At 68.6% G+C, this 20,868-nt stretch carries 21 protein-coding genes and 1 tRNA gene; 13 read left to right on the plus strand and 9 right to left on the minus strand.

Features of this window, described 5'->3' with window-relative positions:
* The first annotated feature begins 13 nt into the window (after positions 1 to 13).
* Positions 14 to 1,270, plus strand: a complete 1,257-nt coding sequence (locus ACSF9G_RS17720) for a lytic murein transglycosylase (RefSeq protein WP_436643450.1) — start codon at positions 14 to 16, stop codon at positions 1,268 to 1,270.
* A 23-nt stretch (positions 1,271 to 1,293) separates the two neighbouring features.
* Here the strand turns inward: ACSF9G_RS17720 and ACSF9G_RS17725 are convergent, their stop codons facing one another.
* Positions 1,294 to 2,076, minus strand: coding sequence for a nucleoside phosphorylase (locus ACSF9G_RS17725; protein ID WP_436643451.1), 783 nt, complete (start codon positions 2,074 to 2,076; stop codon positions 1,294 to 1,296).
* 1,178 nt (positions 2,077 to 3,254) lie between these two features.
* Here ACSF9G_RS17725 and ACSF9G_RS17730 point away from each other — a divergent pair.
* Positions 3,255 to 4,673 carry an adenylate/guanylate cyclase domain-containing protein gene (locus tag ACSF9G_RS17730; RefSeq protein WP_436643452.1) on the plus strand — a complete coding sequence of 473 codons (1,419 nt, stop codon included), beginning with the start codon at positions 3,255 to 3,257 and terminating at the stop codon, positions 4,671 to 4,673.
* Between the two features lie 12 nt (positions 4,674 to 4,685).
* Here the strand turns inward: ACSF9G_RS17730 and ACSF9G_RS17735 are convergent, their stop codons facing one another.
* From ACSF9G_RS17735 to ACSF9G_RS17750, 4 genes are all read right to left on the minus strand, one after another.
* Positions 4,686 to 5,405 carry a DNA-3-methyladenine glycosylase I gene (locus tag ACSF9G_RS17735; protein ID WP_436643453.1) on the minus strand — a complete coding sequence of 240 codons (720 nt, stop codon included), beginning with the start codon at positions 5,403 to 5,405 and terminating at the stop codon, positions 4,686 to 4,688.
* A 178-nt stretch (positions 5,406 to 5,583) separates the two neighbouring features.
* Complete coding sequence (locus tag ACSF9G_RS17740; protein ID WP_436643454.1) at positions 5,584 to 6,066, minus strand: YaiI/YqxD family protein; 483 nt, start codon at positions 6,064 to 6,066, stop codon at positions 5,584 to 5,586.
* A 160-nt stretch (positions 6,067 to 6,226) separates the two neighbouring features.
* A complete protein-coding gene (locus ACSF9G_RS17745; RefSeq protein WP_436643455.1) occupies positions 6,227 to 6,787 on the minus strand; it encodes an ActR/PrrA/RegA family redox response regulator transcription factor in 561 nt (186 codons plus the stop codon).
* The gene (locus ACSF9G_RS17750; RefSeq protein WP_436643456.1) at positions 6,784 to 8,190 is read right to left on the minus strand and encodes an ActS/PrrB/RegB family redox-sensitive histidine kinase; all 1,407 of its coding nucleotides are present in this window, start codon (positions 8,188 to 8,190) and stop codon (positions 6,784 to 6,786) included. Before ACSF9G_RS17750 ends, ACSF9G_RS17745 begins: the two co-directional genes overlap by 4 nt.
* A gap of 173 nt (positions 8,191 to 8,363) precedes the next feature.
* Here ACSF9G_RS17750 and ACSF9G_RS17755 point away from each other — a divergent pair, with 173 nt between their 5' ends.
* The 6 genes from ACSF9G_RS17755 (at position 8,364) to ACSF9G_RS17780 (ending at position 13,390) form a co-directional block, all read left to right on the plus strand.
* A complete protein-coding gene (locus ACSF9G_RS17755) occupies positions 8,364 to 9,161 on the plus strand; it encodes an ABC transporter ATP-binding protein (protein WP_436643457.1) in 798 nt (265 codons plus the stop codon).
* Positions 9,162 to 9,217: 56 nt separating this feature from the next.
* Positions 9,218 to 10,057, plus strand: coding sequence for an ABC transporter permease (locus ACSF9G_RS17760; protein WP_436643458.1), 840 nt, complete (start codon positions 9,218 to 9,220; stop codon positions 10,055 to 10,057).
* A gap of 226 nt (positions 10,058 to 10,283) precedes the next feature.
* The gene (locus tag ACSF9G_RS17765) at positions 10,284 to 11,609 is read left to right on the plus strand and encodes a polyhydroxyalkanoate depolymerase (protein ID WP_436643459.1); all 1,326 of its coding nucleotides are present in this window, start codon (positions 10,284 to 10,286) and stop codon (positions 11,607 to 11,609) included.
* A 151-nt stretch (positions 11,610 to 11,760) separates the two neighbouring features.
* Positions 11,761 to 12,162, plus strand: a complete 402-nt coding sequence (locus tag ACSF9G_RS17770) for a DUF2852 domain-containing protein (RefSeq protein ID WP_436643461.1) — start codon at positions 11,761 to 11,763, stop codon at positions 12,160 to 12,162.
* A gap of 325 nt (positions 12,163 to 12,487) precedes the next feature.
* Positions 12,488 to 13,237, plus strand: coding sequence for a M48 family metallopeptidase (locus ACSF9G_RS17775; RefSeq protein ID WP_436643462.1), 750 nt, complete (start codon positions 12,488 to 12,490; stop codon positions 13,235 to 13,237).
* A gap of 77 nt (positions 13,238 to 13,314) precedes the next feature.
* Positions 13,315 to 13,390 (plus strand) — tRNA-Ala (locus ACSF9G_RS17780).
* Between the two features lie 97 nt (positions 13,391 to 13,487).
* Here ACSF9G_RS17780 and ACSF9G_RS17785 read toward each other — a convergent pair.
* Both ACSF9G_RS17785 and ACSF9G_RS17790 read right to left on the minus strand, forming a co-directional pair.
* A complete protein-coding gene (locus tag ACSF9G_RS17785; protein ID WP_436644028.1) occupies positions 13,488 to 14,189 on the minus strand; it encodes a CoA-transferase in 702 nt (233 codons plus the stop codon).
* 41 nt (positions 14,190 to 14,230) lie between these two features.
* Entirely contained in the window at positions 14,231 to 15,052 is an 822-nt protein-coding gene (locus tag ACSF9G_RS17790) for a CoA transferase subunit A (protein ID WP_436643463.1), read from the minus strand.
* A gap of 220 nt (positions 15,053 to 15,272) precedes the next feature.
* On the opposite strand from ACSF9G_RS17790, the gene hpf reads away from it, so the two are divergent.
* On the plus strand, positions 15,273 to 15,851 hold the full coding sequence (gene hpf / locus ACSF9G_RS17795) for a ribosome hibernation-promoting factor, HPF/YfiA family (protein ID WP_436643464.1): 579 nt from the start codon (positions 15,273 to 15,275) through the stop codon (positions 15,849 to 15,851).
* 70 nt (positions 15,852 to 15,921) lie between these two features.
* Here hpf and ACSF9G_RS17800 read toward each other — a convergent pair whose 3' ends face one another.
* Positions 15,922 to 16,488 carry a cytochrome b/b6 domain-containing protein gene (locus ACSF9G_RS17800; RefSeq protein ID WP_436643465.1) on the minus strand — a complete coding sequence of 189 codons (567 nt, stop codon included), beginning with the start codon at positions 16,486 to 16,488 and terminating at the stop codon, positions 15,922 to 15,924.
* On the minus strand, positions 16,488 to 16,775 hold the full coding sequence (locus tag ACSF9G_RS17805) for a PepSY domain-containing protein (protein ID WP_436643466.1): 288 nt from the start codon (positions 16,773 to 16,775) through the stop codon (positions 16,488 to 16,490). Before ACSF9G_RS17805 ends, ACSF9G_RS17800 begins: the two co-directional genes overlap by 1 nt.
* A gap of 139 nt (positions 16,776 to 16,914) precedes the next feature.
* On the opposite strand from ACSF9G_RS17805, the gene ACSF9G_RS17810 reads away from it, so the two are divergent.
* The 4 genes from ACSF9G_RS17810 to ugpB all read left to right on the plus strand — a co-directional run bounded on the left by ACSF9G_RS17810 (position 16,915) and on the right by ugpB (position 20,836).
* Positions 16,915 to 17,262: a PepSY domain-containing protein gene (locus tag ACSF9G_RS17810; protein WP_436643467.1), complete on the plus strand. Its 348-nt coding sequence runs from the start codon at positions 16,915 to 16,917 to the stop codon at positions 17,260 to 17,262.
* Positions 17,262 to 17,927, plus strand: a complete 666-nt coding sequence (locus ACSF9G_RS17815; protein WP_436643468.1) for a response regulator transcription factor — start codon at positions 17,262 to 17,264, stop codon at positions 17,925 to 17,927. Before ACSF9G_RS17810 ends, ACSF9G_RS17815 begins: the two co-directional genes overlap by 1 nt.
* On the plus strand, positions 17,924 to 19,312 hold the full coding sequence (locus ACSF9G_RS17820; protein ID WP_436643469.1) for a sensor histidine kinase: 1,389 nt from the start codon (positions 17,924 to 17,926) through the stop codon (positions 19,310 to 19,312). The genes ACSF9G_RS17815 and ACSF9G_RS17820 overlap by 4 nt, the downstream gene beginning before the upstream one ends.
* 186 nt (positions 19,313 to 19,498) lie before the next feature.
* Positions 19,499 to 20,836: a sn-glycerol-3-phosphate ABC transporter substrate-binding protein UgpB gene (gene ugpB / locus ACSF9G_RS17825; RefSeq protein WP_436643470.1), complete on the plus strand. Its 1,338-nt coding sequence runs from the start codon at positions 19,499 to 19,501 to the stop codon at positions 20,834 to 20,836.
* Positions 20,837 to 20,868: the final 32 nt, after the last annotated feature.

Consider the following 20,868-nt stretch of genomic DNA (forward strand, 5'->3'; position numbering starts at 1 on the left):
GGGGATAAGCACGATGCCCAATCTCGACCGCAGGATCGTCCGACGCGCCAGCCCGAAGGTCGTCATGGCCGTCGTCTTGACCGTCATCTCGGTCGTCGCGGGGTCGGGTCCGGCGTCGGCTCAGTCGGATGCCGGATTTCGCGACTGGCTGACGGCGCGGGTGTGGCCCGACGCGCGCGCCCAGGACGTCTCGCAGGCGACCTTCGCGGCGGCGACCGCGGGACTTTCGCCCGACTGGAAGCTGCCCGATCTCGGCAAGCCCGGCCAGCCGCCGAAGATCAACTGGCAATCCGAGTTCTCGGCGCCCGGCCGTTACCTGTCGGAGGACAAGATCGCGCCGCTGGTCTCGATCGGGCGGGCGCAGATGAAGCAATGGGCCTCCGTGCTCGCCGCGATCGAAAAGCGCTACGGCGTGCCGAAGGAGATCGTGGTGGCGATCTGGGGCCGGGAATCCGCCTTCGGCCGCGCCGCGATTCCGAAATCGGCGATCCGCACGCTGGCCACCCAGGCCTATGCCGGCACGCGCCGCGACCTGTTCTATCCCGAGCTGATCGCCGCGCTGAAGATCCTGGAGGGCGATCACATCCCGCTTGCCGAGATGAAGAGCTCGATCGCCGGCGCGCTCGGCCAGCCGCAGTTCCTGCCGTCGAAATATCTCTCCTACGCCGTCGACTTCGACGGTGACGGCCGACGCGACATCTGGCGGTCGGTGCCGGACACGCTTGCCTCCATCGCCAACTACCTGAAGCAGCACGGCTGGCAGAGCGGCCGGCACTGGGGCCACGAGGCGCGGGTGCCGGACACGGTCAACTGCGCCGTCGAGGGCCCCGAGCAGCCCTATCCGCTGACCGACTGGACCAAGGCCGGCGTCACCCGCGCCGACGGCGCCGCACTACCCGGCAACGGCGGCGACAAGCGCCACCTGATGATGCCGGCGGGGCGGCTCGGCCCGGCCTTCATCGTGTCGTGGAACTTCTATGTCCTGAAGGAATACAACGAGTCCGACCTCTACGCCCTGTTCGTCGGCCACGTCTCCGACCGGCTCAGCGGCGCCCCGCCGATCGCCGGCACGTGGAACACCGTGGCCGGCTTCCGGCGCGGCGACGTGCGCGCCATGCAGGAGCGGCTCGTCGCCAAGGGCTTCGACGTCGGCGGCGCCGATGGCCTGGTGGGCTTCAAGACCCGCACCGCGATCGGCCTGTGGCAACGCCAGAACGGCCTCGCCCCCACCTGCTTTCCCGATGCCAGGCTGATCGGCGCGATCCGATAGGGCGGGCGTCAGGCGGGCGGGTATCAGGCCAGGGCCGCCGCGATCGCCTCCAGGACGGCGAGCGCATCGCGGGCGCCGCCGAACTCGCCTTTCTCGAAATCGTCGCCGGCCTGCCCCATGGTGTTGGTGACATGGGCGAGGCAGAGGACGCGCGCGCCCTTCGCCCGCGCGAAGGCATAGAGCGCGGCGGCTTCCATCTCGACGGCGAGAATGCCCCGGTCGCGGGCCGCCTCGACGGCCACGGCGGTCTCGCGGAACGGCGCGTCGGTCGTCCAGCTCGCGCCGGTCGGCGCGGGCAGGCCGCGCCCGCCCAGCGCCCGCGCGGCGGCCTCGACGAGGTCCGGGTCGGCGTCGGCGAACTCGGCCGGCGCGGCATAGTGATAGCTCGTTCCCTCGTCGCGCAGCGCCCGGTCGATGATGACGAAATACGGCGTCGGCCCGGCGGGGACGATCTGGCCGGCCGAGGTCACGCTGAGCAGCAACCGGCAACCGCTGGCGAAAAGTTGCTCGGCCACGAGAACCGCGTAGGAGGCGCCGACCGCCCGCCCGACGATGCCGGCGGTGCGCCCGGCGAGCGGAAACAGCGCGAGCCGCGAGTGATAGCAGGGCCAATCATCAAATGCCGTCGCCTGCCCGGTCTCGGCGAGCAGGTCGACGATATCGCCGTCGGGGTCGAGGATGCAGACCGGGGGCACGTCCACCGACGCCAGCCGTTTCTGCCGCCGCGCCTCCCGCAACAGTGCGCCCGGCTCGAATACGGACGGCGCGGCGGGGTGCTTGTTGCGCAGGATCGGCGGCAGGGCCATGGTCTTCCGCTCCGGGTTCGGCGTGGGCCGGATGGCGAAGACTAGCGCGAAGCGGAAGACGCCATAAGGCCTTCCGCGACGCTCATCGCTCCGTGCGCCGGCCCTGCTTTCGACATTAGCGACAATGCCGCGCGGATGGGCCGGATGGGTCCCGGATCACGTCCGGGACACGCAGCTTGTGTTTGTCGCGTCGACCGTGCCCCATGAACAGAGGCGTGCCCTGGACTTGATCCAGGGCCCATTGGGCGGTTGCCAATTGTTCCCTTCTGTCATGCCCGGACTTGTTCCGGGCATCCATGGCCATCGGCGTTGGTACCAGAACGCGGGCGTCGGTGGTCATGGATTGCCGGGTCAGGCCCGGCAATGACGTAGAGACGATACGCGGATGGCGTTGGCCGGCCCCGATGCAATATCGGTCGCAATGCCGCGCGGGTGGGCCGGATGGGTCCCGGATCACGTCCGGGACACGCAGCTTGTGTTTGTCGCGTCGGCCGTGCCCCATGAACAGAGGCGTGCCCTGGACTTGATCCAGGGCCCATTGGGCGGTTGCCAATTGTTCCCTTCTGTCATGCCCGGACTTGTTCCGGGCATCCATGGCCATCGGCGTTGGTACCAGAACGCGGGCGTCGGTGGTCATGGATTGCCGGGTCAGGCCCGGCAATGACGTAGAGACGATACGCGGATGGCGTTGGCCGGCCCCGATGCAATATCGGTCGCAATGCCGTGCGGGTGGGCCGGATGGGTCCCGGATCACGTCCGGGACACGCGGCTGGTCGGGGGGCACGGCCGATCGCCGAACACCGGCCGCGTGCTCCGGGCCTGCCCCGGAGCCGAGGGAGCCTGGGGCTCGGAGCCTAGGGAGCCAAGGGCCCCTGCCGAAGACCAAGGCCTGCGTCCCGCATCGCAAGACCCTCTCCGTTCTCTACGTCATGCCCGGGCTTGACCCGGGCATCGCGTGCCACACGCCCGAGATGGCCGGGACCACCCCCGGATCACGTCCGGGGGCTGAAGGCCCACCGGCAATGACGTGAAGGGAGCAAGCGGAAGGCGCCTACGCTCTCCGCTTTCGCGGCGACCGCCGCCGATCCCGTGTCGGCTCCGGTTATGCGTGCCCTGTCATGCGGCTATGATCGGGGCGTGCCCGCCCGACCGGCCGGCCCAGACTCGGACCCGATCACATGACCGACATACCCGATCCGACCTTCGGCTCGCTCATCCGGCACTTCCGGCAGACGGAGGACGCGAGCCGGAGCCCGGAGGCCGACCGCTATGTGCGCGAGGCGCTGGAGCGCAACAAGCGCGAGGGCCTCGTCCTCGCGGTCAAGACACGCTGGATCGCGCTCGCCGCCGTCGGCGCCCTGACCGCCGTGCTCAACTGGGGCTGGGACCAGATCTACTACGAAGCGCTGCTCTTGGGCTTCGCGCTTATCGGCTGGGCGCAGCTGCGGCTCGGTCGCGCCGGCCGCTCGCCCGCCGAACTGTTCCTGATGTTCTGCGACCTGTCGCTGTTGACCTTCATGCTGCTGGTTCCCAACCCGTTCAGCGACGAGACGCGCCCACTGGCGATGCAGTACCGCTTCGACGGCTTCATCTATTTCTTCGTGCTGCTCGCCGGCGGCACGATCAGCTATTCCTGGCGCACCATCGTCGCCATGGGCACCTGGACCACCGGCGTGTGGATGACGGCCCTGGTCATCATGCTGCTGCAGCCAGTCCGGTTTCCGGAGCTCAGTACCGCGGCGGCCCAGGCCTTCGCCGGATTTCCGGAACTGATCCGTCGTCTCGACCCCAACGCAATGGAGATTTCCAACCGCATTCAGGAGGTGGTCGTCTTCCTGATCGTCGCCTCGGTCCTTGCGCTCGGCGTGCGCCGGGCCAACCACCTGGTGCTGCATCACGTTGCCGTCGAGCGCGAACGCGCAAACCTGGCCCGCTATTTCTCGCCGAACGTGGTCGAGGACCTGGCCCGCAACGACCAGTCGCTGAAGCAGGTGCGTTCCCAGAAGATCGCCGTGCTGTTCGTCGATATCGTCGGCTTCACCAGCTTCGCCGAGGGGCGCGATCCGGTCGACATCATCCGAACCCTACGCGATTTCCACGGGTTCATGGAAACCGAGGTCTTCCGCCACGAGGGAACGCTCGACAAGTATCTGGGCGACGGGCTGATGGCGACCTTCGGCACGCCCATCGCCGGCGGGAGCGACGCCAGCAACGCCCTGCGCTGCGCCCGTGCCATGCTGCGCGCCGGGGCCGAGTGGAACCGCGCCCGCGCCGGGCGCGGCGAGCCGCAGATCGTCATCAGCGTCGGCCTGCACTACGGCGTCGCGGTCCTCGGCGACATCGGCACCACCCGGCTCGAGTTCGCGGTGATCGGCTCTACCGTCAACGTGGCGAGCCGGCTCGAAGGCATGACCCGCTCCTTCGGCGTTCCGCTCGTGGTCAGCGACGACCTGCTGGCCCGCGTCCATGACGAGGCGCGCTGTGGCGGAGACGACATCGCCGGCTTCGAGAAGCGCCCGGCCCAGATGGTGCGCGGGCTCGCCCACCCGCTAGACCTGTGGACGCTGGACGCGGGCGTGGCTGCGGGGACCGCCTGACGCGGAACGGCGCTAGTCGTCGCCGCGCATGCGGCCGCGAAGCGTGTCGGCGTCGTGGTTCTCGCCGATCGACATGGCGCAGATGCGCGAGATCTGGAGAAGCGGACGGCCGCTTTCCTCGGCCCAGGCATTGAACTGGTCCTGGATCTTGCGCAGGTCCTTCTTCGAGGTCGCGGCCTCGGCGATGTCGAGGCCGGCGTCGCGCAGGCAGGCGACGACGTCCCTGGAGGTGACGAAACCGTCCTTGCCGAGGAAGCGGATCAGGTACTGGCCGGTGTGGCCGCCCAGGCGCTTGCCGCGCTTGGCCAGCAGGTCCAGCAGGCCGATCTCGTCATCCGCGGGCCACTGGCTGAGGAACCGGCCGAAGCTGCCGTGCTCGGCGGCGATATCGGCGACGAACCGCGCGTTGTCGCGCACCGCCATGATCTTCTGGCCGTTGCGCACGATGCGGGTGTCGCCGGTGAGGTCGTGCCAGTATTCGTCGGGCTGGAACAGCAGGCGCTTGGGCTCGAAGCCGAGGAAGGCCTCCTCGAAGCCGTCCCATTTGTTCTCGATGACGCTCCAGACGAAGCCTGCGGAGAAGATGCGCCTGGTCATCTCCGCGAGCACGCGGTCGTCGGGAATGGCGGCGAGCTGTTTATTCGACAACGGCGCAGAAAGGAGACTTTCGAGCGCCTCGGGCCCGCCCTTGCGCCGTGCGGCGCGGGCCTCGATCTTGGCGAAGGACAGCATGCGCGCCCCCTGTTCTGACGAAGGACCGGAAAGCGGCCAGCTTAGAGCAAGTCGCGGCCCGGCGAAATCGATCGCGCGGACCCGCAGCCCGTGTCGCAACCGCCGCATGGATCGCCGATCAGATCCGGACACGAGGCCGTTCGGAGGCGCGGCCGTGACCAAGAACCGGTGCGGTCCGTCAGCCGGTTGCGAAGCCGTCCCGCTGCAGCCGGACCACCGCCTGGTTCAGCGCCGACAGGAAGGCGGAGCGGTCCCTTTGGGCGAAGGGCGGCGGGCCGCTGGTGGTCGCGCCGGCGGAGCGCAGGTCGCTCATCAGGTTGCGCGTCGCCAGCGCCATGCCGATCGAATCCTCGGTGAAGGCCCTGCCTTTCGGCGACAGGACGGCGGCGCCGGCCTTCACGCAGCGGTCGGCCAGCGGCACGTCGGCGGTAACGACGATGTCTCCACGCGATGCCCGTTCGGCGATCCAGTCGTCGGCCACATCGGGACCGGCGGCGACCATGACTCGCTCGACCAGCGGATCGCGCGGCACCATCATGTAGGCGTTGGCGACGACATAGACCTTGAGCCCGTGCCGCCCGGCGACCTTGTAGATCTCGTCCTTCACCGGACAGGCGTCGGCGTCGACATAGATCGCGATGGCTTTGGTCGTGTGGGGCATCGGTTCTCGGGGATCCTCCGGGATTAGCGCTAAGGCTCCGGGGCACCCTTTACCGGATTTGGCGCGCGATGGCCCGGGGCTCCCGGAAAAAATGACCGGGCGCAGTCATCAGCGACGCCCGGTGCCGTTGCTAGGCGCGGTGCCAGTGCGGGGCGCGGGGTCAGCGCGGGGCGCGCTTGGCCAGGATCCGCTGCAGCGTGCGGCGGTGCATGTTGAGCCGCCGGGCGGTCTCCGAGACGTTGCGGTCGCACAGCTCGTAGACGCGCTGGATGTGCTCCCAGCGCACCCGGTCGGCCGACATCGGGTTTTCCGGCGGCAGCGCCTTGTCGTCGCTTTCGGCCATCAGCGCGGCGAACACCTCGTCGGCGTCGGCGGGCTTGGCCAGATAGTCGACGGCGCCCAGCTTCACCGCGGTGACGGCGGTGGCGATGTTGCCGTAGCCGGTGAGGATGATGGCGCGCGCTTCGGGGCGCTTTTCCTTGAGGCGGCGGATCACGTCGATGCCGTTGCCGTCCTCCAGCCGCATGTCGACCACGGCGAAAGCCGGCGGCGTCTTGTCGACCGCCACGAGGCCGGCGGCGACGGTGTCGGCCTCGGTCACCTCGAAGCCGCGCCGCTCCATCGCGCGGGCCAGGCGCGTCAGGAACGGGCGGTCGTCGTCGAGGATCAGCAACGTGCGGTCGGGTAGCGCGAGCACCGCGTCGTCGGCGGATTCGGTCATGTCCTGCTTGCCATCGTCTCTTTCGCCGCCGCAGCGGCCTGATTACCTGTCACCTTATTATCGCCCGCGCCGCCGAGGTCAAATCCCGCGGTGCCGGCGGGCCCCACGGAACCGGCAGACCCGGCGACCTCGAAGCGGCCGCGCGGCCAGGACGCGCTGACGAAGGCGCCACGGCCCAACGGCACGCGGTTGGCGAACAGCAGCTCCGCGCCCGAGCGTTCGAGCAGCGTCTTGGCGATGAACAGGCCGAGGCCGAGGCCGGATTCCTCGATGCTGCGACGCCGCCGGCCGCGGGTCGATATATAGGGCTCGCCGATCTTCGCCAAAACCTCGGCCGGGAAACCCGGCCCGTCGTCGGCGATCTCGATGGTCACGCGGTCGGCGGTCCAGCCGGCGCGGATGTCGACCGTCGAGGCGGCGAAATCGACGGCGTTCTCGGCGAGATTGCCCAGGCCGTAGAGGATTCCGGGGTCGCGGCGGCCGACCGGCTCCGGGGCCGCGCCGTCCAGCTGGATGCGGATGTCGATGCCGAACTCGCGGTGCGGGGCGGCGATTTCCTCGATCAGGCTCGACAGCGGCAGCCGGTCGAGATGGCCGCCGGGCTCCTCGCCGAGCGAGCCGATACGCTCGAGGATGCCGCGGCAGCGCTCGACTTGGCTGCGCAGCAGCCGGACGTCCTCGGCATGCGGCCCCTCGCGCGGCAGATCGCGTTCCAACTCGCGGGAGACCAGCGCGATGGTGGCCAGCGGCGTGCCGAGCTCGTGCGCGGCGGCGGCGGCGAGGCCGTCGAGGGCGGAGAGATGCTGCTCGCGGGCCAGCACCAGCTCGGCGGCGGCCAGCGCGTCCGACATCTGCCGGGCCTCGCGGGCGACGCGGAAGGCGTAGACGCCGGTGAAGCCAATGGCGAGCGCCAGCGCCACCCAGATCCCCGAGATGTAGAGCACCGGCAGGTCCGGCGCGTCACCGCCAAGCCAGGGCAGCGGCAGGTGCACCGCGCCAATGACGCTGGCGGCGGTAAGCGCGACGCCGCCGAGCAGGACCGTGTTCACCGGCGGCAGGGTGCTGGCGGAGACCACGACCGGCACCAGCAGAAGGATCGAGAACGGATTGGCGAGCCCGCCGGTGAGCGCCAGCAGGACGGCGAGCTGGACGATGTCGTAGCCCAGCAGCACGGTGGCCAGCCGCGCGGTCAGCTCGCGCGAGGCAGGATAGCGGATGCGCAGGAAGATGTTCAGCCACGCCGAAAACGCGATCAGCGCGAAGCAGAAGCCGAGCGGCAGGTCGTAGCCGAACAGGATGTAGACGACGAGCACGGCGACCGACTGGCCGAACACCGCGATCCAGCGCAGCCTGGTCAGCGTGTGCAGGCGCAGCCGCGTCGCCCCAATGGTGATGTCGTCCAAGGGATCGGCCCTCGCTCGCTGTCCTCGACCGGCGATCCTGTCCCGGGCCGCCGCACGGGGCGGGCCGGCGACTCGGAAAACCGCCTTCCTCCCACTATATAGGCCAAGGCGCGTCCGCGAATCGACGTGCGAAACGCGTGCGCGGCCGCAACGACATCGACCGGACACCCGCCATGGACACCAGATCGACCGGGACGAGCGGGATACGCGGGCCCGCGCCGGCAGGTGCCGGGGACGCCGCGATCGCGGTCGACCGGCTCACCAAACGCTATGGCGAGGTCACCGCCGTCGACGGCATCTCGCTGACCATCGCGCCGGGCTCGGTGACCGGCCTGCTCGGCGGCAACGGCGCCGGCAAGACCACCACCATCGCCATGCTGATGGGCCTGGTGCTGCCGACCTCCGGCACGGTGCGGGTGCTCGGCGTCGACATGCTGCGCGCGCGCCACCGGGTGTTGCACCGCATCAACTTCCAGAGCCCCTATGTCGACATGCCGATGCGGCTGTCGGTGCGCCAGAACCTGACCGTGTTCGGCCGGCTCTACGGGCTCGACCGCCTGCGCGAGCGGATCGCCGCGCTCGCCGAGGACCTCGATCTTTCGCACCTGCTGGACCGGCCGTGCGGACGCCTGTCGGCGGGCCAGAAGACGCGGGTGAGCCTCGCCAAGGCACTGATAAACCAGCCTGAACTTCTGCTCCTCGACGAGCCGACGGCCTCGCTCGATCCCGATACCGCCGACTGGGTGCGCGGCCATCTGGAGGGCTACCGCAAGCGCCGCGGCGCCACCATCCTGCTGGCCTCGCACAACATGCCGGAGGTCGAGCGCATGTGCGATCGGGTGCTGATGATGAAGGCCGGCCGCATCGTCGACGACGGCGCACCCGACGAGTTGGTCGCCCGCTACGGCCGCGCGACGCTGGAGGACGTGTTCCTCGACGTCGCCCGCGGCACCGGGCTGGCGGCACAATGATCGGGCAGCACATTGACTAGGTCGCTCCACGGGCACGGCAAACGGTAGAGACAGACATGGACGCGTCCACCCGCCAGGACTTCGCCGCCCCGCCCTACCGCGCCGTCTCGCCGGCGCGCACCGGCGCCATGGTGTTGCGCTACCTCTACCTACTGAAGGGCTCGTGGCCGCGGGTCGTCGACCTCGTCTACTGGCCGACCGTGCAGATGCTGATGTGGGGCTTCCTGCAGCTCTACCTGTCGGACAAGTCGGGCTATTTCGCCCAGATCGGCGGCACCTTCATCGGCGCCATCCTGCTCTGGGACATCCTGTTCCGCAGCCAGCTCGGCTTCTCCATCTCATTCATGGAGGAGATGTGGTCGCGCAACATGGGCCATCTGATGGTGACGCCGCTGAGGCCGTCCGAGTTCGCCGCCGCGCTGATGACCATGAGCGTGATCCGGCTCGCGATCGGCCTGATCCCGGTGTCGATCATGGCGATCGCCTTCTTCGGCTTCAATCTCTGGGGGCTCGGGTTCGCCCTGGTGGCGTTCTTCGTCAACCTGTTCCTGACGAGCTGGGCCATCGGGCTCGCGGTGTCGGGCCTGATCCTGCGCTACGGCCTCGGCGCGGAGGGGCTGGCCTGGTCGGCGACCTTCCTGCTCCTGCCGCTCACCGCCGTCTACTATCCGGTGAGCGTGCTGCCGGACTGGCTGCAATGGATTTCGCTGGCGCTCGCGCCGACCTACGTGTTCGAGGGCATGCGCGCGCTGATGATCGACCAGACCTTTCACGCCGGGATGATGGTCAAGGCGCTGGCGCTCAATCTGCTCTATTTCGGGCTCGGTTTCTTCGCGTTCCTGCGGCTGTTCGATGCGGCCAGACGCGCGGGGTCGATCCTGCAGCTCGGCGAGTGAGGACGGGCCGGCGCAGACCGGTCGCGCGGGGCGTCCACCCGGACCAGGCTCGGGCGACGTTAACGCCTCGTTAGGGTTAACCGATCGTAAACACCACCAATGGCATACTTGCTATTCGTACCTTCAAGGTCTAGCGTTTCGCACTGCACCTAAGAAATGGCATCAAAATAATGCGGGTGCGAAACGGGGCGAAACGCGGATCTATGATCGGGAGATCCGAACAGGTATGTCGTATTACCAATGGTATGAAATGACGCACGCCGCGCTGTCGCCGGCACGCGCTGTAGCGGACGCCACCCGGCTCTACTACAAGAATCCGCTCAATCCCCTGACCCATACCAGCATGGGTCGCGGCGTCGCCGCCATGATGGAGATGTTCGAGCGCGTCACCCGCCGGTACGGCAAGCCCGAATTCGGCATCGAAACGACGCTGATGGGCGGCATGCGCGTGCCCGTACGCGAGGATATCGTCTGGGAACGGCCGTTTTGCCGGCTGGTCCGCTTCACCAAGGCGATGCCAAGCGGCAAGGACGCCGGGCCGAAGCTTTTGATGGTCGCGCCGATGTCCGGCCACTACGCGACGCTGTTGCGCGGCACGGTCGAGGCGATGCTGCCCGACCACGACGTCTACATCACCGACTGGATCGACGCGCGCATGGTGCCGATGGCCCAGGGCACCTTCGATCTCGACGACTACATCGACTACGTCCAGAACATGCTGCACGTGCTTGGCGGCGACACCCATGTGATGGCCGTGTGCCAGCCGTCGGTGCCGGTGCTGGCGGCGGTGGCGCTGATGGAAACGCGCAACGACCCCTACGCGCCGCTGACCATGACGCTGATGGGCGGACCGATCGACACGCGGGTCAATCCGACCGCGGTCAACCGGCTCGCCGAGGAGCGCGACCTCGAATGGTTCCGGCGCAACGTCGTCATGAAGGTGCCGTTTCCGCATCCCGGCGTGATGCGCGACGTCTATCCGGGCTTCCTGCAGCTCGGCGGATTCATGAGCATGAACCTAGACCGCCACGTCGCCGCCCATCACGAGCTGTTCACCCACCTGATCGAGGGCGACGGCGATTCGGCGGAAAAACACCGCGATTTCTACGACGAATATCTGGCGGTGATGGATTTGACCGCGGAATTCTACCTGCAGACCGTGGAAACCGTATTCATCGAGCACTCGCTGCCGAAGGGCGAGATGGAGCATCGCGGCAATCCGGTCGACACCACCGCGATCCGGAACACCGCGCTGATGACGGTCGAGGGCGAGAAGGACGACATATCCGGCCTCGGCCAGACCGAGGCCGCGCACCGGCTGTGCCCGTCGATTCCCGACGAGAAGCGCGTTCACTACATGCAGCCCAAGGTCGGCCACTACGGCGTCTTCAACGGATCGCGGTTCCGCGCCGAGATCGCGCCGCGGATCGCCGACTTCATCCGCTCCAACAACGGCATCGTCGTCAAGCGGGCACCGGCGCCGAAGAAGATCGCGACGGCGAAATCCCGCGGCAACGGCAACGGAAACGGCAAGGCCCGGACCGCCCAATAGCGGACCACACCGCCGGAGCCGGTCGAATCAAGCCGAATAACTTCAATTGCTTATCCGTTTTCCAGGCGGTCCGATCTTGAATCGGACCGCCGACCTTCCCACGTCGAAAAGGCACTCGGAATATTGGAGTCCAACGCTTCTGGAGGGTCCTTTGAAAAACTTTCCGATCCGACCGGCCTGGTCGCCGCTCACCATCGCGCTGATGGTCATCGGTTTCATCGTATGGTGGCCCTTGGGGCTGGCCATGCTCGCCTGGATCATCTGGGGCGACCGGATGATCGCCTGGTGGGACGAAAGCCAGCACCGCATGAAGGTCCGCGGCTCGACCGGCAACGAGGCCTTCGAGGACTATCGTCGCGCCGAACTGGACCGGCTCGAGACCGAACGCCAGCGCATCGAGCAGGAAGCCGTGGACTTTCAGGAATTCATGCGCGACCTGCGCAAGGCGCGCGACCGCGAGGAATTCGACCGGTTCATGGCCGAACGCAGCGGCGCGGCCAAGAAGGGCAAGCGGTCCCGGCCGGCCCCCGACGCCGCCGGCGCGATGGCCTGAGCGAACGCCACGTCCGACAACCCGGTGTTTACGACCGGAGGCCGGCAACCCTGACGGGTGCGCCGGCCTTGTCGCCTTCAGCCGCCGATCCGGCGATTTGCCGCCGCGAATCAGGGGCGGCCCGCGGGCGAATCAGGGGACCGGCCAGGGGCGGGCGCGGCCGCCACATTTCTTAACAAATCCTTTCAATACGCGGCCGGAACCCCCTGTTTTCACGGCGGGAACCCGGGCGGCCGTAATCGGCGAACAGGCGGCTTCGTTTTGATCGGGACTTCCGCCGGCCCGGACGTTATATGGAATGGGTGGTCATCGGCGTCGGTCGGTCATGCCTCATCGTCCTCGTATCATCGATCCCGCAGACAGTTTCGAAGTCGTCATCGACGGGCAGGCGGTCCGCATCGCGGTTCGCCGGTCGACCCGTGCGCGGCGCTACACGCTGAGGCTGTCGCACGCCACCGGCCAGCCGCTTCTGGTGATTCCGCCGCGCGGAAGCCTGCAAAGAGGCCTCGAATTCGCCCGGTCCCAGACGGATTGGCTGCGCGAGCGGCTGAAACGCGTGCCCGGCCTCGTTCCCTTCGAGACCGGAGCGGAAATCCCCGTCCGGGGAAAACCGCACATCCTGCGCCATACCGGATCCTTGCGCGGCATCGTGCAGGCGCAGGGCCGCGACGAGGAGACGGGGCTGACGGCGATTCGGGTGCCGGGCGCGATCGAGCATTTCCCGCGCCGCGTCACCGACTGGCTGAAGAAGGAGGCGCGCGCCGACCTGGAGCCGGCCGTATTCGCCTATGCGGCGCGGCTGCGGGTGACGCCCAAGCGCATCGCGATCCGCGACCAGAGCTCGCGCTGGGGCTCGTGTTCGGCCAACGGAACCCTGTCGTTTTCCTGGCGGCTGATCCTTGCGCCGCCGCTTGTGCTCGACTATTTGGCCGCTCACGAGGTCACCCATCTCGTCGAGATGAACCATTCGCCGCGATTCTGGCGCACGCTGGAACGGATCGCGCCGGAAACGCCGAAGGCGGAGGCCTGGCTGAAGGCCCACGGCGTGTCCCTGTTCCGCTATGGCGAGCGGTAAATTCGCCGCGACGGCGCGCGGCTATTGCGTTCACGGGGGGATTGTCTTAAACGACCTCGGCGCGGCGCGAACCCTTTGGGGCCATAGCTCAGTTGGGAGAGCGCTTGAATGGCATTCAAGAGGTCGGGGGTTCGACTCCCCCTGGCTCCACCATCCAACCCCTCAGATTGTTGGATGCCCCCCTTCCGCCGCGCCTTTTCCTCTTCCTTCCCCGAGATCCGGTAACGCGCCCCGTCATGGGTGACGCGCCTCAGCCGGCGTGGCCGAGCACGGCGCGGGCGAACTCGGGATAGGGCCCGGCGACGTCGCGGGCGACGGCGCCGCGGATAAGCGCCGGCGTTTCCCTGTCGGGCAGCGGGGTTTGCGCCAGGTCGGCGGCCACGTCGAAATCGAAGCCGGTATTGTCGCGGACCTCTTCCAGCGTATGGCCGGGATGGACGCTTTCCAGCGTGAATCGGCCCGCTGCGCGGTCGAAGCGCATGACGCACAGGTTCGTCACCAGCGCATGGGGGCCGCCGGGACGGTGCACGTTGGCGGCGCTGATCCCCGGCGCGCTAATGAAATCGACCTTCGGCACGAACACCCGGCGGCTGTGCTCGGCGCGGAACAGGATGACGCGCGGCACCATGAAATAGAGATAGGCCGAGCCGAAGGCGCCGGACCAGCGCACGTCGAGCTCGGGATAGGCGCCGATGCCGGTCAGGTTGACGTTGGCCTGCCCGTCGATCTGGCCGCCGCTGAGAAAAAACGCATCGATCCGGCCCTGGCCGGCGCTGTCGAACAGGTCGACGCCGCCGTCGGTGCGGAAATCGGGGTGGGTGGAACCGATGATCGAGACGCGGGCGCCGGTTCTCGCGCGGGTCAGGAGCGCCGCCGAGCCGGGAATCGGCGACAACACGCCGACGGCGATGTGGCCGCAGCCCTCGAGCCTGCGGGCGATCGCCGCGATCATGATCTCCTCGATCAGGATATCGCCCGGGTGCGCCGCCACGGCTATCCGGCCGCCACGGTTTCGCCGAACACGACCTCGCGCAGGTAGGCGGCCATGCCCTCGGGAGTGCGGGTGCGGTCGGCATAGGCGCGCCGGTGGCCGGTGTCGGCGGCGTAACGGCCTGGCAGGTCCATCGGCCAGGCGCCGTTGGGCGCCGGCGCCAGGGCGGCGACCAAATGGCCGGGGATGAGCGCGGGCGCACGAGTCTCGTCCAGGGCGAGGTTGTCGTCCACGACCTCCTCGGCGGTTGCCAGCGTCAGGACGGAGGCATGCGCCAGGATCTTCAGCTCGTGGGCGCGGGAGATCCACAGATTACCGAAGCGGTCGGCGCGCGGCACGTGCATCACCGCCACGTCCGGCCGGATGGCGGGGATCGCCACGATCGGGTCGTCGTCGGCGAAGGGATTGCCGATCACCTTGTAGTCGGGCCGGACGCCCAGCAGGTCGGAGCCGATCAGGCCGCGGATCGGCATGAACGGAATGCCCTTCTCGGCCGCCTGCAGGCCGGTATAGACGGCGGGACAGGTGGAATCGCGGATTTCGATCGCGCCGGACTTCACCGCGCGGACGAACGCGTGCGCCGGGCCGAACTCGCCGAGCGACACCCCGGCCGTCTCGATCACCGAGACGCAGCCGGCGCCGATCAGCATGTCGGCGAACTCGCCCGACGTCGGCACGGTGACGAGATGCAGGCCGCGGGCGCGGCGGCGAACGAGCGCGCGGGCGATCTCCATGGGGATGCCGCTGTCCTTGAAAACGGCGATCTTGGCCCCGTCCGGGACGAGCCGGACCAGCGCATCGGCTGAGGGCAGGATCTGCGTCATGGGTTTCCCCGAACTCCCCACAAAACTACCCACAAAGCTCCCGGCGGGGCGGCAACCGCCTGCGGCCAAGGATAGCAACCCGCGCGGCGGCCGGGCAAACGCGGAATGTCGCACCACCTTTGCGCCGCCGCAGTCCGTGCTTAATCTAGGTCATTGCAGCGGCGAAACGGCCGCTGCGACGATAGTCCGGTGATTCAACGAATCGAAGTGAGGCGTCGCAATGGAAACTCCCGTCGAAATCGCTTTCCGCAACATGGATCCTTCGGAGTTCGTCGAGAAGCGCGTGCGCGAACGGGTCGGCAGACTCGAGCAGTTCTACGACCGCATCACCAGCTGCCACGTGCAGATCGAGGCGCCGCACAAGCACCACACCAAGGGCAACCTCTACGAGATCCGCATCGAGGTGCGGGTGCCCGGCACCGAGCTCACCGTCAACAACAAGCCCGGCAACGTGCATGCGCACGAGGACATCTATGTCGCGATCCGCGACGCCTTCGACGCGATGGAGCGGCAGATCAAGAAGTGGAAGCAGAAGGCCAACGCCGACGTGAAGGTGCACGACGCGCCGCTCGCCGGCCGGATCGAGGAGATTCATCCTGACCGCGACTTCGGCCAGATCGCCATGACCGACGGCAGGCTGGTCTATTTCCATCGCAACAGCGTCGTCGGCAACGGCTTCGATACGCTGTCGCTCGGCGATACGGTCGAACTGGTCGTTCATTCCGGCGAGGGCGAGAAGGGTCCGCAGGCGAGCGCCGTGCGCCCCGTCGGCGGCCTCAAGTTCGTCGACAAGCCGTGAGAGCAGCGGACGGCGGGGCGCGCGCGCCGGGTGGCGCGCGTGCGCCCGCTCATCCGCGTCAAAGGCCCGCTCACTCGGCCCGCTTGCGCCCCGTCACCATGGCGCGCACCAGATTCTCGCCATGCTCCCAGCTGGCAACCAGCACGCCGGCGACATGGGCGACAATCAGCACCAGCGTCGCGTTGACGGCGATCTCGTGCGCTTCCTCGACCCACTCGACGCCCCAGTAGGCATTGGTCGTCATCATGTAGCCGGTGCCGCAGATAATGGCGATCATGGTCAGCAGCGCCACCACCATCGCGCCGCCGGCCGGATTGTGGCCGATATAGCGCCTGGCGCGGAACGCCATCGTGTCGCGCAGATAGGCGAGCACGCGCGACGGCCGGTAGACGAAATCGCTGAAGCGGGCGTGGCGCGTCCCCACCACACCCCAGACCAGCCGGACGGCGATCAGCGCGGCGATGCCGTAGCCGATATTGATGTGCAGCCGGTCCCACTCGTCGCCGCTGACATAGGCGACGAGGAAGCCGCCGACGAGCGTCCAGTGGAAGATCCTGACCAGAGGGTCCCAGACACGCACGTCGGCCGGCCGCGTTTCGCGGCCGACCTCGGTGCCCACTGCCGTGGCGTCGGACATCAGTCGTCGTCCTTGGGCTGGACGACCGCACCGGTGACCGGGTGCATGTAGAGCTCGGCCCGGGCGCCGTTCTTGTCGATGACCTTGAGCTCGAAGCAGCCATCGTCCGCCTCGACCTTGCGGACCTCGTAGCCCATCTCGACGCCCTTGGCCTTCGCCGCGTCCATGGTCATCCACTGGTCGCGCGGGGTGTTGCCGCAATCCGCGTCATCGCTGGCATAGGCCGGCACGGCGGCGGCGCCGAGGATCGCGGACAGGGCCAGGGCTTTCAGGACAGTGCGCTTCATGCTTATCTCCAATCGTGGTTTCGACTTCGGTTCCAGCGGCGTCATCGCCGTTGTCGACAGGAGATACCGGAGCCTCGCTGACCGACCGCTGATCGGCCTTGTCAGCGTTTTGTCAGCTTGATCACGGCAGGTTCGGGCGATGATCAGACACAGCCTTTCAGTCCTGTTCCTGTCCGCGGTCCTCGCGGCCGCGCCGGCGATGCCATTCGGCGCGTTCGCCGACAGCGACCGGGGCCGGGACAGGGACCACGAGGACGACGACCACGACGCGGCGTGGGCGGCGGTCAAGCGCGGCGAGGCGCTGCCGCTTGCCGAGGTGATCGCCACCGTCGCCGGCCAGTTGCCCGGAGAAATCCTCGAGATCGAGTTCGATCGCGAGGACGGCCGCTGGCTCTACGAGTTCAAGGTGATCGACGGCACCGGCCGGCTGCACGAGATCTATGTCGACGCGGCCACGGCCAGGATCCTGCCGGACCGGGACGACTGATGCGCATCCTGCTGGTCGAGGACGACGACCGGATCGCGCGGGACGTCGACGCCGCGCTGAGCGCCGCCGGCTACGCGGTGAGCCGCGAGGCCGACGGCGAGGAGGCCTGGTTCCGCGCCGACACCGAGGCGTTCGACGCCGTGGTGCTCGATCTCGGGCTGCCCGGCATGGACGGCCTGTCGGTGCTGAAGCGCTGGCGCGAGGCCGGCCAGCGCTTCCCCGTGCTGGTGCTGACGGCGCGCGGCAGCTGGCACGAGCGCGTCGAGGGCATCGACGCCGGCGCCGACGACTATCTGCCCAAGCCCTTCCGGATGGAGGAACTGGTGGCGCGGCTGCGCGCCGTGCTCAGGCGCTCGGCGGGGCAGGCGAGCCCGATCCTCACCAACGGACCGGTCAGCCTCGACACGCGGCAGATGAAGGTCAGCGTGAACGGTGTGCCCCTGGCGCTGTCGCCGCAGGAATACCGGCTGTTGTCCTATCTCATGCACCACGCCGGCCGCGTGGTCTCGCAACTGGAGCTGACGGAGCATCTCTACGCCCAGGACTTCGAGCGCGACTCCAACGCCATCGAGGTGCTGGTCGGGCGCGTGCGGCGGAAGCTCGGCGTCGACCTGATCGAGACGCGGCGCGGCTTCGGCTACATGGTGCCGGAGGCGGCTGGGTGAGCGGCCGCTCGCTCCGGCTTAGGCTGTTCGCCGGCGCGGCGATCTGGGTCACCGCGGCGCTGGTCATCGCCGGACTCGGGCTGGCGCTGCTGTTCGAACGCCACGTCTCGCGCCGCGTCGACGCCGAGCTGGAGACCTACCTGAACCAGCTCGCCGGCAACGTCGCCATCGGCGCTGACGGCGCCGTCACGCTGACCCGTCAGCCCGCCGATCCGCGCTTCACCACGCCGCTGTCCGGCCTCTACTGGGAAATCCGCGACGAAAACGGCGACACGCTGCTGCGCTCGCGCTCGCTGTGGGACGAGACCCTCGACCTGCCGGCCGACGCGCTGGGCAACGGCGCGGTGCACCGCCATGTCCGCCCCGGGCCGGGCGACGCGCCGCTGATCGTCCGCGAGCGCCAGGTCTCCTACGAATCCGCCGCGGACGATCCCGGCGCGGGTCTGCGCGACCTGCGCATCGCGGTCGCCGTCGACCGCGCCGAGGTGACGCGCGCCACCCGCGCCTTCGCCGGCGAACTCGGGCTGTCGCTGGCGCTGCTCGGCGGGGTGCTGCTGGCGGCGGCCTGGGCGCAGATCCAGTTCGGGCTGAAGCCGCTAGAGACGGTGCGCCGCGCCATCGGCGCGGTGCGCTCCGGCGAGATGGCGCGGCTGCCGTCGGATTTTCCCGCCGAGGTGGTGCCGCTGGCCCACGAGGTCAACGACCTGCTCGACGCCCAGGACGCCACGATCGAGCGCGCGCGGACCCGCGCCGCCGACCTGGCGCACGGGCTGAAGACGCCGCTCACGGTCCTGTCGAGCCATGCCGAGCGGGTGCGCGCGGGCGGCGACGAGCAGGCCGCCGACGAACTCGAGGAGATCGCCGGCACCATGCGCCGCCACGTCGAGCGGGCGATCGCGGTGGCGCGGCTGAGCCACCGGCCGTCGGCGCTGATCGACGTCGAGCCGGTGGTGCGCCGCGTCGCCGGCGCGCTGGCCCGGACACCGGCGGGCGAGCGTATCCAGTGGGACATCGCGGTTTCCCCCGGCACGCGCCTCGCCGTCGACCCGGAAGACCTCTACGAGGCGCTCGGCAACCTCGCCGACAACGCGGTGAAGTGGGCGCGCGGGCGCATCGCCGTCACCGTCGCGCCGGACGCGGACGGCACGGCGATCGTCGTCGAGGACGACGGCCCCGGCATTCCCGAGGCCGACCGCGAGACGGTGCTGCGGCGCTGGGAGCGGCTCGACGTCTCCGGCCCGGGGCAGGGCCGCTCGGGCAGCGGCCTGGGCCTGGCCATCGTCGCCGAGATCGCGCGGGCCTATGGCGGCGACCTGACGCTGGGCACGGCCGCGTCGGGCGGGCTGCGGGCGGCGTTGCGCTTCCCGGCGCAGGCGGCAGGCTGACCGGCAAACCGACGCCGCGTCACACGCTGCGTCAGGGCCCGAGCCAGGGCCGAGCCAAAGATCCTGGCGCCGCCAGGGGGTGTCACGGCGCCGACATGGAACCGTAATCCGACTGTCAGATGGCGGTGATACCGCCAGCCTCCTCAGGGCGCCGGTCCCGGCGTCGGATCCATAAGGAGGCTCTCCATGACCCTATTCCGGACCGCCGGAACGTCCGCGCTCGCGGGGCTTGCCGTTGCCGGCGCGACGCTCGCAGCCGGCTCGGCGAACGCTGCCACCGAAGTCGTTTGGTGGCACGCCATGGGCGGCGAGCTCGGCCAGAAGGTCGAGAAGATCGCCGGCGACTTCAACGCCATGCAGTCGGACTACAAGGTCACGCCCGTCTACAAGGGCAACTACACCGAGACGATGACGGCGGCGATCGCCGCCTTCCGCGCCAAGGAGCACCCGGCGATCGTACAGGTGTTCGAGGTCGGCACCGGCACGATGATGGCCGCCAAGGGCGCCGTCTATCCGGTCTACGAGCTGATGGAGAAGGCGGGCGAGCCGTTCGATCCGAAGGCCTACCTGCAGGCCGTCGTCGGCTACTACACCGACACCGACGGCAACATGCTGTCGATGCCGTTCAACTCCTCGACGCCGATCCTGTACTACAACAAGACGGCATTCGAGAAAGCCGGCCTCGACCCGAACACCCCGCCGAAGACCTGGGGCGACATCGAGGCGTTCTCCAGGAAGATCATCGAGTCGGGTGCGGCCTCCTGCGGCTTCACCACGGGCTGGCAGTCCTGGGTGCAGCTGGAGAACTTCTCGGCGCTGCACAACGTGCCGTTCGCCTCGAAGGCCAACGGCTTCGGCGGGACCGACGCGGTGCTCGAATTCAACGGCGACCTGCAGAAGCGCCACGTCGCCAACATGGGTGAGTGGCAGACGTCGAAGATCTTCGACTACGGCGGACGCCGCTCGGATCCCGCGCCCAAGTTCTATTCCGGCGAATGCGCGATCTACATGAACTCCTCGGCCTCGCTCGCCGGCGTGCGCGCCAACGCCAAGGACTTCGAGGTCGGCGTCGGCATGCTGCCGTACTACGACGACGCGGCCGGCACGCCGCAGAACTCGATCATCGGTGGCGCGACGCTGTGGCCCCTGACCGGCCATTCCGACGAGACCTACAAGGGTGCGGCGAAGTTCTTCACCTACCTGTCCTCGCCGGAGGTGCAGGCCTGGTGGCACCAGGAGACCGGCTATCTGCCGATCACCACCGCCGCCTACGAGCTGACGAAGGCGCAGGGCTACTACGACAAGAACCCCGGCGCCGACATCTCGGTTCTGCAGATGAACCTCAATCCGCCGACCGAGACCTCGCGCGGCCTGCGCCTGGGCAACTTCGTCCAGATCCGCGACGTCATCAACGAGGAACTGGAAGAGGTCTGGGCCGGCAAGAAGAGCGCCGAGGAGGCGCTTGACGCGGCCGTGGAGCGCGGCAACAAGCTGCTGCGCGCGTTCCAGGACCAGAACTCCTAAAAGCAACCCCAAAAGCGGCGGGCGGCCATCGG

Origin of the sequence: Microbaculum mangrovi (assembly GCF_051390635.1) — a bacterium.
Lineage (GTDB): Bacteria > Pseudomonadota > Alphaproteobacteria > Rhizobiales > Tepidamorphaceae > Microbaculum.

What these genes read in the sequence shown, in the direction of transcription:
- ugpB (WP_436643470.1), top strand. Translation starts at nt 19,499, where the DNA reads ATGACCCTATTCCGGACCGCCGGAACGTCCGCGCTCGCGGGGCTTGCC.
- ACSF9G_RS17730 (WP_436643452.1), top strand. Translation starts at nt 3,255, where the DNA reads ATGACCGACATACCCGATCCGACCTTCGGCTCGCTCATCCGGCACTTC.
- ACSF9G_RS17810 (WP_436643467.1), top strand. Translation starts at nt 16,915, where the DNA reads ATGATCAGACACAGCCTTTCAGTCCTGTTCCTGTCCGCGGTCCTCGCG.
- ACSF9G_RS17760 (WP_436643458.1), top strand. Translation starts at nt 9,218, where the DNA reads ATGGACGCGTCCACCCGCCAGGACTTCGCCGCCCCGCCCTACCGCGCC.
- hpf (WP_436643464.1), top strand. Translation starts at nt 15,273, where the DNA reads ATGGAAACTCCCGTCGAAATCGCTTTCCGCAACATGGATCCTTCGGAG.
- ACSF9G_RS17740 (WP_436643454.1), bottom strand. Translation starts at nt 6,066, where the DNA reads ATGCCCCACACGACCAAAGCCATCGCGATCTATGTCGACGCCGACGCC.
- ACSF9G_RS17725 (WP_436643451.1), bottom strand. Translation starts at nt 2,076, where the DNA reads ATGGCCCTGCCGCCGATCCTGCGCAACAAGCACCCCGCCGCGCCGTCC.
- ACSF9G_RS17790 (WP_436643463.1), bottom strand. Translation starts at nt 15,052, where the DNA reads ATGACGCAGATCCTGCCCTCAGCCGATGCGCTGGTCCGGCTCGTCCCG.
- ACSF9G_RS17775 (WP_436643462.1), top strand. Translation starts at nt 12,488, where the DNA reads ATGCCTCATCGTCCTCGTATCATCGATCCCGCAGACAGTTTCGAAGTC.
- ACSF9G_RS17800 (WP_436643465.1), bottom strand. Translation starts at nt 16,488, where the DNA reads ATGTCCGACGCCACGGCAGTGGGCACCGAGGTCGGCCGCGAAACGCGG.
- ACSF9G_RS17805 (WP_436643466.1), bottom strand. Translation starts at nt 16,775, where the DNA reads ATGAAGCGCACTGTCCTGAAAGCCCTGGCCCTGTCCGCGATCCTCGGC.
- ACSF9G_RS17815 (WP_436643468.1), top strand. Translation starts at nt 17,262, where the DNA reads ATGCGCATCCTGCTGGTCGAGGACGACGACCGGATCGCGCGGGACGTC.
- ACSF9G_RS17755 (WP_436643457.1), top strand. Translation starts at nt 8,364, where the DNA reads ATGGACACCAGATCGACCGGGACGAGCGGGATACGCGGGCCCGCGCCG.
- ACSF9G_RS17785 (WP_436644028.1), bottom strand. Translation starts at nt 14,189, where the DNA reads ATGATCGCGGCGATCGCCCGCAGGCTCGAGGGCTGCGGCCACATCGCC.
- ACSF9G_RS17745 (WP_436643455.1), bottom strand. Translation starts at nt 6,787, where the DNA reads ATGACCGAATCCGCCGACGACGCGGTGCTCGCGCTACCCGACCGCACG.
- ACSF9G_RS17720 (WP_436643450.1), top strand. Translation starts at nt 14, where the DNA reads ATGCCCAATCTCGACCGCAGGATCGTCCGACGCGCCAGCCCGAAGGTC.
- ACSF9G_RS17765 (WP_436643459.1), top strand. Translation starts at nt 10,284, where the DNA reads ATGTCGTATTACCAATGGTATGAAATGACGCACGCCGCGCTGTCGCCG.
- ACSF9G_RS17735 (WP_436643453.1), bottom strand. Translation starts at nt 5,405, where the DNA reads ATGCTGTCCTTCGCCAAGATCGAGGCCCGCGCCGCACGGCGCAAGGGC.